The 12,002-nt window shown below is 65.5% G+C and carries 12 protein-coding genes; 11 read left to right on the forward strand and 1 reads right to left on the reverse strand.

The window, feature by feature from the left end; genetic code table 11:
- Positions 1–8: 8 nt before the first annotated feature.
- The 11 genes from panD (at position 9) to NJ1_RS24950 (ending at position 11,247) form a co-directional block, all read left to right on the forward strand.
- The gene (gene panD, locus NJ1_RS24900; protein WP_067698547.1) at positions 9–431 is read left to right on the forward strand and encodes an aspartate 1-decarboxylase; all 423 of its coding nucleotides are present in this window, start codon (positions 9–11) and stop codon (positions 429–431) included.
- An 18-nt stretch (positions 432–449) separates the two neighbouring features.
- Positions 450–1,244 (forward strand): type III pantothenate kinase, encoded by a 795-nt coding sequence (locus NJ1_RS24905; RefSeq protein WP_067698549.1) that lies wholly within the window; start codon positions 450–452, stop codon positions 1,242–1,244.
- Between the two features lie 208 nt (positions 1,245–1,452).
- Positions 1,453–2,058: a cupin domain-containing protein gene (locus NJ1_RS24910; RefSeq protein WP_084478776.1), complete on the forward strand. Its 606-nt coding sequence runs from the start codon at positions 1,453–1,455 to the stop codon at positions 2,056–2,058.
- Positions 2,055–2,486, forward strand: coding sequence for a rhodanese-like domain-containing protein (locus NJ1_RS24915; protein WP_174557116.1), 432 nt, complete (start codon positions 2,055–2,057; stop codon positions 2,484–2,486). Before NJ1_RS24910 ends, NJ1_RS24915 begins: the two co-directional genes overlap by 4 nt.
- A gap of 157 nt (positions 2,487–2,643) precedes the next feature.
- Entirely contained in the window at positions 2,644–4,110 is a 1,467-nt protein-coding gene (gene lysS / locus NJ1_RS24920) for a lysine--tRNA ligase (protein ID WP_067698807.1), read from the forward strand.
- 118 nt (positions 4,111–4,228) lie between these two features.
- Positions 4,229–4,591, forward strand: coding sequence for a histone-like nucleoid-structuring protein Lsr2 (locus NJ1_RS24925; RefSeq protein ID WP_067698552.1), 363 nt, complete (start codon positions 4,229–4,231; stop codon positions 4,589–4,591).
- 259 nt (positions 4,592–4,850) lie between these two features.
- Positions 4,851–5,411, forward strand: coding sequence for an FHA domain-containing protein (locus NJ1_RS24930; protein WP_084478805.1), 561 nt, complete (start codon positions 4,851–4,853; stop codon positions 5,409–5,411).
- A gap of 163 nt (positions 5,412–5,574) precedes the next feature.
- Complete coding sequence (locus NJ1_RS24935; protein WP_084478778.1) at positions 5,575–6,252, forward strand: anthrone oxygenase family protein; 678 nt, start codon at positions 5,575–5,577, stop codon at positions 6,250–6,252.
- 247 nt (positions 6,253–6,499) lie between these two features.
- Positions 6,500–7,474 (forward strand): esterase/lipase family protein, encoded by a 975-nt coding sequence (locus NJ1_RS24940; protein ID WP_422615777.1) that lies wholly within the window; start codon positions 6,500–6,502, stop codon positions 7,472–7,474.
- A gap of 249 nt (positions 7,475–7,723) precedes the next feature.
- Entirely contained in the window at positions 7,724–10,276 is a 2,553-nt protein-coding gene (locus NJ1_RS24945) for an ATP-dependent Clp protease ATP-binding subunit (protein WP_067698556.1), read from the forward strand.
- 200 nt (positions 10,277–10,476) lie between these two features.
- On the forward strand, positions 10,477–11,247 hold the full coding sequence (locus NJ1_RS24950; RefSeq protein WP_067698558.1) for a phytanoyl-CoA dioxygenase family protein: 771 nt from the start codon (positions 10,477–10,479) through the stop codon (positions 11,245–11,247).
- Positions 11,248–11,287: 40 nt separating this feature from the next.
- On the opposite strand, the gene NJ1_RS24955 is transcribed toward NJ1_RS24950, so the two are convergent.
- Positions 11,288–11,953 carry a response regulator gene (locus tag NJ1_RS24955; RefSeq protein WP_067698560.1) on the reverse strand — a complete coding sequence of 222 codons (666 nt, stop codon included), beginning with the start codon at positions 11,951–11,953 and terminating at the stop codon, positions 11,288–11,290.
- Between the last annotated feature and the right edge of the window lie 49 nt (positions 11,954–12,002).

Below are 12,002 nucleotides of genomic sequence, written 5' to 3' on the forward strand. Positions count from 1 at the left end.
CGACGACGATGTTGCGCACCATGATGAAGTCGAAGATCCACCGCGCCGTGGTCACCCACGCCGACCTGCACTACGTCGGTTCGGTGACGGTCGATCAGGACCTGCTCGACGCCGCCGATCTGCTCGAGGGCGAGCAGGTCTGCATCGTCGATATCACCAACGGCGCCCGCCTCGAGACCTATGTGATCGCGGGTGAGCGTGGTTCCGGCGTGATCGGAATCAACGGCGCCGCAGCACATCTCGTGCACCCGGGCGATCTGGTGATCCTGATCGCCTACGGCATGATGGACGAGGCGGAGCTGAAGGAATACGCCCCGCGCGTGGTCTTCGTGGACGACCGCAACCGTCAGGTGGAGCTGGGTTCGGATCCGGCGCACGCGCCCGAGGGCTCGGGTCTGACCTCGCCGCGTTCGCTGACCTTCGCCGGCTGAGCGGCGGCGGGCACAGCCATGCTGCTGACCATCGACGTCCGCAACACCAGTATCGAGCTGGGCCTGTTCTCCGGCAGCGGTGAGCACGCGAAGCTGGTGCGGCAGTGGCGGACTCACACCAACCCATTGCTCACCGCCGATGAGTTCGCCATGCAGGTGCGCGGCCTGATCGGCGCGGATGCCGAACAGGTGGTGGGCGTTTCGGCATTGTCGACGGTGCCGCCGGTATTGCGCGAGCTACGCGAGATGCTGTCGCGCTATTGGGGTCATGTCCCGAATGTGGTGGTGGAACCCGGTGTGCGCACCGGTATTCCGCTGCTGGTGGACAATCCCAAAGAGGTCGGCGCGGACCGCATCGTGAATTGTCTTGCGGCATATCACCGTTATCAGTCGCCGTCGATCGTGGTGGATTTCGGCACGGCGATCTGTGTGGATCTGGTGTCGGCGAAGGGGGAGTTCGTCGGCGGCGTCATCGCTCCGGGCGTGGAGATCTCCACCGAGGCGCTCGTGGAGCGCAGCGCACTGCGTCGCGCGGAATTGGCGCGCCCGCGTTCGGTGGTCGGCAAGAACAGCATGGAGTGCATGCAGTCCGGCGCGGTATTCGGTTTCGCCGGCATGGTGGACGGTCTGATCGACCGCATCCGGGACGAATTCGACGCCTTCGCCGGCGACGACGTGGCAATCGTGGCGACCGGCGCGACGGCCCCGCTGATCGTCCCGGAGTCCGAGACCATCGAGCACCACGAACCCCATCTCACCCTGGACGGCCTGCGCCTGGTCTACGAGCGCAACCAACAGCGTCGCCGCCCGTGAGGCGTCGGAGGGGACGGGTCGCAAGAACATGCCGGTTGGTCGGAATGTGATGCGGTCGGTGTTTGCCAGGCCGCGAACCGCTGTTAGACTCCCTCTCGTGTATTCCAGCGTGACCACCCAGGAGTGTTGTCGAGGCTAATTCGCCTCGGCTCGTCGAGGCATGAATTTTTCTGCCCCGACCGCTGACACACTCTTTGGAGTTTCGCTGATGCGTTCCTCTTTACTTTCCCTGTCCGGCCGCACGCCGTCCTCGCGTCTTTTGCCCGAGGTGACCGAGCGCGCGACCGCTTCCGCACTTCCCACCCGGTTGCGTCCGGCCGATCTGTTGCGCCTGACCGATGAGGGCGCCGAGGACGTGCTGGCCGGCCGCTACGATCACCTGCTGCCCGAGGGTGGCCTGTGGCCCACCGAAAAGCGCTGGGCCGCAAGGCTTATCGCCGATGACGAGGTGGACCTGTGGTTGATTTCCTGGGTCGGTGAGAAGTCCACCGAACTGCACGACCATGCCGGTTCGCTCGGCGCATTGACCGTATTGTCCGGTGCGCTCTCGGAATTCCGCTGGAACGGCTCGGAACTGCGCCGTCGCGTTCTTTCCGCGGGCGATCAGGCGTCTTTTCCACTCGGCTGGGTGCACGACGTCGTGCGTGCCCCTGATTCCGAGGCCGGAATTTCCGGCCCACTCGATCCGACTTTGAGCGTGCACGCCTATTCGCCACCGCTGACGGCCATGTCCTATTACGAGGTCACCGGTCACGGCACCCTGCGGCGCACTCGTTCCGTCCTCACCGACCAGCCCGAAGGTGAACTCGAATGACCTACTTGACCATCGACGGCATGCTCGCCGAGGCGCGGCAGCGGTTGCGACGTGTCCTGCCGATCGAATTGCCGCAGGCCCTCGCGCGCGGCGCAATTCTGGTCGATATTCGCCCGCAGGCGCAGCGCCTGCGCGAAGGCACGCTCCCGGGCGCGCTGGTGATCGAGCGCAATGTCTTGGAATGGCGTCTGGACCCGACCAGTTCGGCGCGTCTGGCGCTGGCCGTGGATCACGACGTGGAATGGATCATCGCCTGCTCGGAGGGCTACACCTCGAGCCTCGCGGCGGCGTCGCTGCAGCAGTTGGGGTTGCGTCGCGCCACCGATCTCGAGGGCGGTTATCAGGGTTTGAAAGCGGCCGGACTGCTGACCGTAGCCGCGAGCGCGGCGCACTTCGAGCGTGAGGTCGCGACGCTCGCCTGGTTGTAATCCTGGTTTGCCGGGCGGCGGAAAAAACCGATTCCGCCGCAGGATAGGCTTGGACTCCGTGAGCACCCCCACCCCCTCTTCTCCCGTCGGCGCCAAGGTTTCCGCAGGGCAAACCGGTTCGGCGGCCGCCGCTGTCGATCACGATGTTCCCGAGCAGATGCGGATTCGCCAGGAGAAGCGCGAGCGGTTGCTGGAGTCGGGTCGCGAGGCCTACCCGGTTGTGGTGCCGCGCACGCACAGCCTCGGCGAAATTCGCGCCGCGTACCCGGATCTGGAAGCCGATACCCAGACCGGTCTGGTCGTGGGTGTCGCGGGCCGCGTCATTTTCGTCCGTAATACCGGCAAGCTGTGTTTCGCCACGCTGCAGGAGGGCGACGGCACCAAGTTGCAGGCGATGATCAGCCTCAACGGTGTCGGCGCGGACGCGCTGGCGGCCTGGAAGTCGGATGTGGATCTCGGTGACTTCGTTTTCGTGCACGGTGAGGTGATCTCCTCGCGCACGGGCGAATTGAGCGTCATGGCCGACGAGTGGGAGATGGCGGCCAAGTCGCTGCGCCCGCTGCCGGTGGCGCACAAGGAGATGAACGAGGAGTCCCGCGTCCGTCAGCGGTACGTGGACCTGATCATCCGCCCGGAGGCGCGCGAGAACGCCCGCACCCGGGTGGCGGCCGTGCGCGCGCTGCGTAATGCGTTGGAGCGCAGGGGTTTCCTCGAGGTCGAGACGCCGATGCTGCAGACCATCCACGGTGGTGCGGCCGCGCGTCCGTTCATCACGCACTCCAATGCGCTGGATCTGGAGCTGTTCCTGCGGATCGCACCGGAGCTGTTCCTCAAGCGCTGTGTGGTCGGCGGCATCGAGAAGGTTTTCGAGATCAACCGGAACTTCCGCAACGAGGGTGCGGACTCCACGCATTCCCCGGAGTTCGCAATGCTGGAAACCTACGAGGCGTACGGCACCTACGACGATTCCGCGCGGATGATGCGGGAATTGATCCAGGAAGTCGCACAGGAGGTGTACGGAACGCTGGTGGTGACGCTCGCGGACGGCACCGAATACGATCTGTCGGGCGAGTGGACGTCGGTCGAGATGTACCCGTCGCTGTCCGAGCACATCGGTGTGGAGGTCACGCCGGAAACTTCTGTCGAGGAATTGCTGGCACTCGCCGAACGCGAAGGTCTGGAAATTCCGCAGGACAAGGGCTACGGTCACGGGAAACTGGTCGAGGAACTCTGGGAGCACGTGTACGGCGACAAGCTGTACGCGCCGACTTTTGTCCGCGACTTCCCGGTCGAGACCTCCCCGCTGACCCGCCAGCATCGGAGCAAGCCCGGGGTTACCGAGAAGTGGGACCTCTACGTGCGTGGTTTCGAACTCGCCACCGGCTATTCGGAACTCGTCGATCCGGTGATCCAGCGGGAACGGTTCGTGGACCAGGCGCGTTTGGCCGCCGCCGGTGATGACGAAGCCATGCGCCTGGACGAGGACTTCCTTGCCGCGATGGAGCACGGTATGCCGCCGACGACCGGAACAGGTATGGGAATCGACCGGTTGCTGATGGCCCTGACTGGCTTGGGAATCCGGGAAACGATACTCTTTCCAATTGTGCGTCCGGCTGCTCGTTAGAGTTCGTGGGATTGCATTTCCGAGGCCCGTTCTGGGACTATCGGAATTAGCGGTATTCTGGCGTCGGGTAATCGGCCTGACTATGCGGGTCGCACGATTTCGAGAGGACGTTCATCTCATGGCAAAGAAGGTCACCGTTAGCTTGATCGACGATGTCGACGGTGAGTCCATCGCGGACGAGACCATCGAGTTCGCAATCGATGGCGTCTCGTACGAGATCGACCTGTCGACGGCAAATGCGGCCAAGCTGCGGGACGGGTTGGAGACCTGGGTCTCCGCCGCTCGCCGGGTGAGCGGCCGTCGGCGCACCAAGGTCGCCGCCACGGCGACCGCGGGCCCGAAGAACCGGGTGTCGATCGATCGCGAGCAGAGTGCGGCCATTCGTGAATGGGCGCGCCGAAATGGACACAAGGTGTCGGCGCGGGGGCGTATCTCCGCGGACATCACCGAGGCTTACAACAAGGCTGCTGTCAAGAACTAGTCGCCGATTTCGACTGCCGCTCGGGCGTTTCACTCCCGGGCGGCAGTGGTTTATTCATACACTTTGCACATAACTCTCATAGGTGACCACTGCCTATCTTCGGGGTACGATCTTGCTCGCGCCGGGGTGGGCCGGGCACCATTGAATCCGTGCGGACGATGTCACTGGCTGTGGGGAGAGACGAGGTATCGGCGCAGTGACCGCATTCCATGGTTCACTCTTGCGATTCAAGGATCACGAGGGGCGTCAGCACGATCTGATGCTGTCCCCGGACCTGCCGCGCATCACCATCGGCCGCTCACCGCAGGCCGATCTGTCGCTGTCCTGGGACGCCGAGGTGTCCCGGCTGCACGCGACCGCGGAGTACCTGGGCTCGCACTGGACGATCGTGGACGACGGGCTCTCGCGCAACGGCACCTTCGTCAACGGTGATCGCCTGGTCGGGCGGCATCGGTTGCAACCCGGCGATGTGATCCGGATGGGCACCTCGCGCATCACCTTCCATGATTTCCGCGCTGTCGCGGGCGATGTCACGCAGACCTCCACCGGCGGCCTGCCCACGCTGCGCTCGCTGACCGAGACCCAGCGTTCGGTGCTGGTCGCGCTGTGCCGCCCGTTGCGCGGCAGCGACGGTTTCGCCTCACCCGCCTCGAATCAGCAGATCGCGGCGGAGCTGTTCCTGAGCGTGGACGCGATCAAGACGCATCTGCGCGCGCTGTTCTCGAAGTTCGGCGTGGAGGACCTGCCGCAGAACCAGAAGCGGGTTCGCCTCGCGAGTCTGGCCATGCAGAGCGGCGTCATCTCCGAACGCGATCTCTGAATCCGTTTTCCCGTTGTCGCGTCTCCGATTTCCGTGGTCCGGTGGACGCTCGCTGATGTGTGCGAGCTTCTCGACGATGGAGGCTCGCGCTCGGGAACGGTTGACTGTTGGTAGTTGATCGCCCGGGAAGCATGCGGGTGGCAGACCCAGTCAGGAGAGAACGATGTTCGCACTTCGCATGGCAGCCCTGGTGGCGGCGACACTGTCGTCCGGCCTGATCGCCGGCCTTTTCTACGGCTACGCGAATTCGGTTATGCCGGCGCTGAATCAGAGCGACGATCGCACCATCGTCGATGTGATGCAGCGCATCAACGTGGTGATCATCAACCCGTGGTTCATGATCGGCTTCATGGGCACGGTCGGCTTCTCGATCCTGGCCGCGGCGCTGCATCTGGGCAAGGACGTGCGCACCACATTGATCTGGATCAGCGTGGGCCTGGTGCTCAATCTGATCGCCTTCATGGTGACCTCGGGCCTGAACGTGCCGCTCAACAATCAGCTGGCCGCGGCCGGTGACGTCGGGCAGATCGGTGATCTGGCGGCGGTCCGGGCGCAGTTCGAAACCTCTTGGGTGCGTTGGAACATCGTTCGGGCGGTCCTGCACACCCTGGCCTTCCTGGCGCTGATCGGCGCGCTGTTCGTGGCCGGCGTGCAGCACGGCCGGGCGGACGCCTCGGGTGCGGCGGCCGGTGCGGGCCACGCGCTCGCCGGGCAGTCGGGATTCCGGGCGCTGGGGAACTACTCCGCGCCGATCGTGGCTCGTCAGCAGTACGTCGCTCCGGCCGGGCAGCAGGCGTATTTCCAGGCTCCGCGAACGGGTTTCGCACCCGGTCAGCGGTGATCCGATAGCAGGTGGGACCGGCGCGGGCCGGAATCCTCGGTGCGGCAACACAAGCCGCTCGGGGGTTCCGGCCCGCGCCGTATGTCGCTGGGTGGGGCGGATTTTCGGTGGTCGGGGTGGTTTCCGGCGGGTGTGCCGCGTCCCCACGGGCGATAACGAGTTCCAGAAACCTACTCGCCGGTAAGCCATCTCTCGTGCTTGTTTTCCGTTTACGTTATCGGAACACGTTCTATTTCTGGGAGGGATCATGTCCACCACCGGACAGGCCGGACGGCGCGTTCCGTTACGCCGCTCACTGCTCTCGCTAGTGGTGCTGGCGGTGACCGCGATGCTGTCGATCAGCATGAGCGGCACCGCGAGCGCGGACTATCGGGTCGACTACAACTTCTTCGCCGGCATCCCTTTCGAGCTCACGAATCCCGGTGGCTCGCTGCCCGGTTCGAACGATTGGTCCTGCAAGCCCAGCGCCGCCCACCCCGACCCCGTGGTGCTGCTGCACGGCACCGCGGGCAGTCGCCAGACCAATTGGGGCCTGTACGCCCCGCTGCTGGCCAACGAGGGCTACTGCGTGTACGCCCTCACCTACGGGCAGTTGGACGTGCCGTGGCCGCTCTCGGAGCTGGCCGGCATGCGCACGATCCAGAGCAGCGCCGCGGAGGTGGCGACGTTCGTCGACCGGGTGCTGGCCTCGACCGGGGCGGCGAAGGTGGATCTGGTCGGCCATTCGCAGGGCAATGTGGTCGGCCAGTATTTCGTCAAGCGACTCGGCGGCGCGGATGTGGTGAACCGGTTCGTCGGGATCGCCGCGCCCTGGGAAGGCACGTACGCCGATCAGATGAGCGTGATTCGAACCATGGGCAAAGCCCTCGGCGTCCAGAACGTGGATCCGCTGCTGAGCCTCGGCGTCTGTCAGGCGTGCGGTCAGATGCTCGGCGGCGGGGAATTCATGACGGCGCTGACCGCCGACGGCGTCTACGCCCCGAACGTCACCTACACCGGCATCGGTACCGTGTACGACGAGCTGGTGGTGCCGGTGACCATCGGCCTGGTCCCGGCCCCGAACGCGACGAACTTCCTGATGCAGGACGGTTGCCCGATCGACTTCTCCGATCACCTCGGCATCGCGGGCAGCCCGCGCGTGGCCGCCATCGTGCTGAACGCGCTCGACCCCGATCACCAGCGCCCGGTGCCGTGTCAGTTCGTGGCGCCCTTCACCGGCTGATCCCTCGAGTGTTCGCTGTGGGCGTAGCCGAGATGGAAACGTTCCCGGCTATGCCCCCGTTATGAGGGAATGGGTCGTGTTGTCGCCGGTTCGCAATAGGGTGGACGGGCGACGTGCGACACCCCCGCCAACTACAGTGGAGGCGGGGGATGCAACCCCAGGGCTTCATGGCAGGCTGGCGACCAGAAGGGCAGCACAGGGTCTGAAGCGCCGGATGCCTTTGATGGCGGAGCAGGAAGTGAGGGAGCGATGTTCGAGAGGTTCACCGACCGTGCGCGGCGGGTCGTTGTCCTGGCCCAAGAAGAGGCCAGGATGCTCAACCACAACTACATCGGAACCGAGCACATCCTGCTGGGTCTGATCCACGAGGGTGAGGGCGTCGCGGCGAAGTCGCTGGAGTCCCTTGGGATTTCACTCGAGGGTGTGCGTTCGCAGGTCGAGGAGATCATCGGTCAGGGCCAGCAGGCGCCGTCCGGTCACATCCCCTTCACCCCGCGGGCCAAGAAGGTCTTGGAGCTGTCACTGCGCGAAGCGCTGCAGCTCGGCCACAACTACATCGGCACCGAGCACATTCTGCTCGGCCTGATTCGTGAGGGCGAGGGCGTCGCGGCCCAGGTCCTGGTGAAGCTGGGCGCCGATCTCAACCGTGTGCGTCAGCAGGTCATTCAGCTGCTGTCGGGCTACCAGGGCAAGGAGCCGGTCGGTGAGTCCGGCACTCGCGGTGAGGCGGGTACCCCGTCCACGTCGCTGGTGCTCGACCAGTTCGGCCGCAACCTGACCCAGGCCGCCCTCGAGGGCAAGCTGGACCCGGTCATCGGTCGCGCGAAGGAAATCGAGCGCGTCATGCAGGTGCTGTCTCGCCGCACCAAGAACAACCCGGTCCTGATCGGTGAGCCCGGCGTCGGTAAGACCGCCGTCGTGGAGGGTCTCGCTCAGGCCATCGTCAACGGCGAGGTGCCCGAGACGCTCAAGGACAAGCAGCTGTACACCCTCGACCTGGGTTCCCTGGTCGCGGGCAGCCGCTACCGCGGTGATTTCGAGGAGCGCCTCAAGAAGGTGCTCAAGGAGATCAACACCCGCGGCGACATCATCCTGTTCATCGACGAGCTGCACACCCTGGTGGGTGCGGGCGCGGCCGAGGGCGCCATCGACGCGGCCTCGATCCTCAAGCCCAAGCTGGCTCGCGGTGAGCTGCAGACCATCGGCGCGACGACTCTCGACGAGTACCGCAAGTACATCGAGAAGGACGCCGCACTCGAGCGCCGGTTCCAGCCGGTGCAGGTCGGCGAGCCGACCGTCGAGCACACCATCAACATCCTCAAGGGCCTGCGGGACCGGTACGAGGCGCATCACCGCGTCTCGATCACCGACTCCGCGCTGGTGGCCGCGGCGACGCTGGCCGACCGGTACATCAACGACCGGTTCCTGCCGGACAAGGCGATCGACCTCATCGACGAGGCGGGCGCGCGCATGCGCATCCGCCGGATGACCGCACCGCCGGACCTGCGCGAATTCGACGACAAGATCGCCGATGCTCGTCGCGAGAAGGAAAGCGCCATCGACGCGCAGGACTTCGAGAAGGCCGCTCGCCTTCGCGACAAGGAGAAGCAGCTCGTCGCCAAGCGGGCCGAGCGTGAAAAGCAGTGGCGTTCGGGCGATCTGGACGTCGTGGCCGAGGTCGACGACGAGCAGATCGCGGAGGTGCTGGCCAACTGGACCGGTATCCCCGTCTTCAAGCTCACCGAGGAGGAGACCACCCGTCTGCTCCGCATGGAGGACGAGCTGCACAAGCGGATCATCGGCCAGGAGGATGCCGTCAAGGCGGTCTCCAAGGCGATCCGCCGCACTCGTGCCGGCCTGAAGGATCCCAAGCGTCCCTCGGGCTCGTTCATCTTCGCCGGCCCGTCCGGTGTCGGTAAGACCGAGCTCTCCAAGGCGCTGGCGAACTTCCTGTTCGGCGACGACGACGCGCTCATCCAGATCGACATGGGCGAGTTCCACGACCGCTTCACCGCCTCGCGGCTCTTCGGTGCCCCTCCGGGCTACGTGGGCTACGAAGAGGGCGGCCAGCTCACCGAGAAGGTGCGCCGCAAGCCGTTCTCGGTCGTGCTGTTCGACGAGATCGAGAAGGCACACCAGGAGATCTACAACACCCTGTTGCAGGTCCTCGAGGATGGTCGCCTGACCGACGGTCAGGGTCGCACGGTCGACTTCAAGAACACCGTGCTGATCTTCACCTCGAATCTGGGGACATCCGACATCTCGAAGGCAGTCGGCCTCGGCTTCGCCCAGAGCAACGCCGAGGGCTCGAACTACGAGCGGATGAAGCTCAAGGTCAACGACGAGCTGAAGAAGCACTTCCGCCCCGAGTTCCTCAACCGCATCGACGACGTGATCGTGTTCCACCAGCTGACTCAGGATCAGATCATCCAGATGGTGGACCTGATGATCGCTCGCGTCGCCAAGCAGCTGAAGAACAAGGACATGGAGATCGAGATCTCCGAGCAGGCCAAGAGCCTGCTGGCCAAGCGCGGATTCGATCCGGTGCTCGGTGCGCGCCCGCTGCGTCGCACCATCCAGCGCGAGATCGAGGATCAGCTCTCGGAGAAGATCCTCTTCGGCGAGCTCGGCGCCGGTCAGGTCGTCGTGGTCGATGTCGAAGGCTGGGACGGCGAAGGCCAGGGCGACAAGGCGAAGTTCACCTTCACCGCCAAGGCCAAGCTCACCAAGAAGGACGCTCCGGAAGAGGACAAGCCGGTCGTCGCCCTCGCGGGTGACGCGGCTGCCGCCTCCGGCGAGTAAGTCGTAAGACAGGAAAGCCCCGCATCCATTCCGGATGCGGGGCTTTCCTGTGTACCCAGGGCTGTGGATGCCTGTGGATGAATTCGCGAGAACGGTTTTGTCGCAGCTGACCGAGAGCGTGCCGCCCGGAAATTCGATGGCGCGCCGGGGCAGGCATCGGTCATTGTCGATGTCGCCCGCTGGTGCGACGGAAGGACCGCATGCTCACCGATGCTCAGGTGCAAGGTTTCATCGCCGACGGCTTCGTGAAGGTCGAAGGGGCCTTCCCGCGCGAACTGGCTGATGCCTGCCGCGAGATCCTGTGGCGCGAATCCGGTTGCGACCCCGACGATCCAGGCACCTGGACCAGACCGGTGATCCGCCTCGGCGAGCACGGCGAGGAGCCCTTCGCGCGCGCCGTGAACACCCCCGTCCTGCACGCCGCCTTCGACCGCCTGGTCGGCGCGGGTCGCTGGTTCCCTCGAAACAGCCTCGGCAGCTTCCCCGTTCGCTTTCCCGCCACCGAATCCCCGGGCGACGACGGCTGGCACCTGGACGTCAGTTTCCCCGGCGACGACCCCACCGACTACTTCACCTGGCGCGTCAACCTCCACTCCCGAGGCCGTGCCCTCCTGATGCTCTTCCTGTTCTCCGACGTCACCGACGACGACGCCCCCACCCGCATCAGCTCGGGTTCGCATCTCCGCATCGCCCGGCAACTACGTCATTTCGACGACGACGGCGCCACCCTCGGCCACCTGGACTTCCCCGCCGCCATCGCCGACCTCCCGGTAACCCTGGCCACCGGCCACCCCGGCGACGTCTACCTCTGTCACCCCTTCCTCGTCCACGCCGCCCAACCCCACCGCGGCCACACCCCCCGCTTCCTGGCCCAACCACCCCTGATCCTCCGCACCCCCTGCGTCCTCGACCGCGCCGACGGCGACCATTCCCCGCTCGAGCAAGCGATCAACCTGGGCCTCGACACCTAGCGACACCGCACCGAATCCTCGCGAACCCCACCGCCGGTGATCATTGCCAGCCGGGGCGGACGAGGCCGGATTCGTAGGCCAGGACTACCAGTTGGGTGCGGTCTCGGGCGTTGAGTTTGAGCAGGATTCGGCTCACGTGGGTTCTGGCGGTGGCGGGGCTCATGTAGAGGCGCTGGGCTATTTCGGCGTTGGTGAGGCCCTCGGCGACGTGGGTCATGACCTCGCGTTCGCGGTCGGTGAGGTCGGCCAGGGGGGTGGCGGCGGGGGCGGGTTTGGCGTGGGTGGCGAATTCGGCGACGAGGCGGCGGGTGACGCTGGGGGACAGCAGGGCATCACCGTCGGCGACCACGCGGACGGCCTTGACCAGATCGGCGGGTTCGGTGTGTTTGACGAGGAAACCCGTCGCGCCCGCGCGCATCGCCTCGAAGACGTACTCGTCCAGTTCGAAGGTGGTCAGGACGACCACCCGCACGGTGGAGAGGTCGGGGTCGGCGGCGATCGCGCGGGTGGCGGCGAGACCGTCCAGCACCGGCATGCGGATATCCATCAGGACGACGTCGGGTGCGAGTTCGCGGGCCTTGCGCACGGCCTCCTCGCCGTCCGCGGCCTCGCCGATCACCTCGATATCGTCCTGCGCGTCCAGTAGAGCGGCGAAGCCGCCGCGAACCAGCGCCTGGTCATCGGCGATCAGCACTCGGATCGTCATCGGATCTCCTGTCTCCGCCGGAATATCGTTCGTGGGCAACACATGTCGA

The organism is Nocardia jejuensis NBRC 103114 (assembly GCF_001613145.1).
In the GTDB taxonomy this organism is placed as follows: Bacteria; Actinomycetota; Actinomycetes; order Mycobacteriales; family Mycobacteriaceae; genus Nocardia; species Nocardia jejuensis.

Coding starts and splice junctions, on each gene's coding strand:
- lysS (WP_067698807.1), top strand. CDS start 2,644: ATGCGGATTCGCCAGGAGAAGCGCGAGCGGTTGCTGGAGTCGGGTCGC.
- NJ1_RS24935 (WP_084478778.1), top strand. CDS start 5,575: ATGTTCGCACTTCGCATGGCAGCCCTGGTGGCGGCGACACTGTCGTCC.
- NJ1_RS24925 (WP_067698552.1), top strand. CDS start 4,229: ATGGCAAAGAAGGTCACCGTTAGCTTGATCGACGATGTCGACGGTGAG.
- NJ1_RS24955 (WP_067698560.1), bottom strand. CDS start 11,953: ATGACGATCCGAGTGCTGATCGCCGATGACCAGGCGCTGGTTCGCGGC.
- NJ1_RS24945 (WP_067698556.1), top strand. CDS start 7,724: ATGTTCGAGAGGTTCACCGACCGTGCGCGGCGGGTCGTTGTCCTGGCC.
- NJ1_RS24950 (WP_067698558.1), top strand. CDS start 10,477: ATGCTCACCGATGCTCAGGTGCAAGGTTTCATCGCCGACGGCTTCGTG.
- NJ1_RS24915 (WP_174557116.1), top strand. CDS start 2,055: ATGACCTACTTGACCATCGACGGCATGCTCGCCGAGGCGCGGCAGCGG.
- NJ1_RS24940 (WP_422615777.1), top strand. CDS start 6,500: ATGTCCACCACCGGACAGGCCGGACGGCGCGTTCCGTTACGCCGCTCA.
- NJ1_RS24905 (WP_067698549.1), top strand. CDS start 450: ATGCTGCTGACCATCGACGTCCGCAACACCAGTATCGAGCTGGGCCTG.
- panD (WP_067698547.1), top strand. CDS start 9: ATGTTGCGCACCATGATGAAGTCGAAGATCCACCGCGCCGTGGTCACC.
- NJ1_RS24930 (WP_084478805.1), top strand. CDS start 4,851: ATGCTGTCCCCGGACCTGCCGCGCATCACCATCGGCCGCTCACCGCAG.
- NJ1_RS24910 (WP_084478776.1), top strand. CDS start 1,453: ATGCGTTCCTCTTTACTTTCCCTGTCCGGCCGCACGCCGTCCTCGCGT.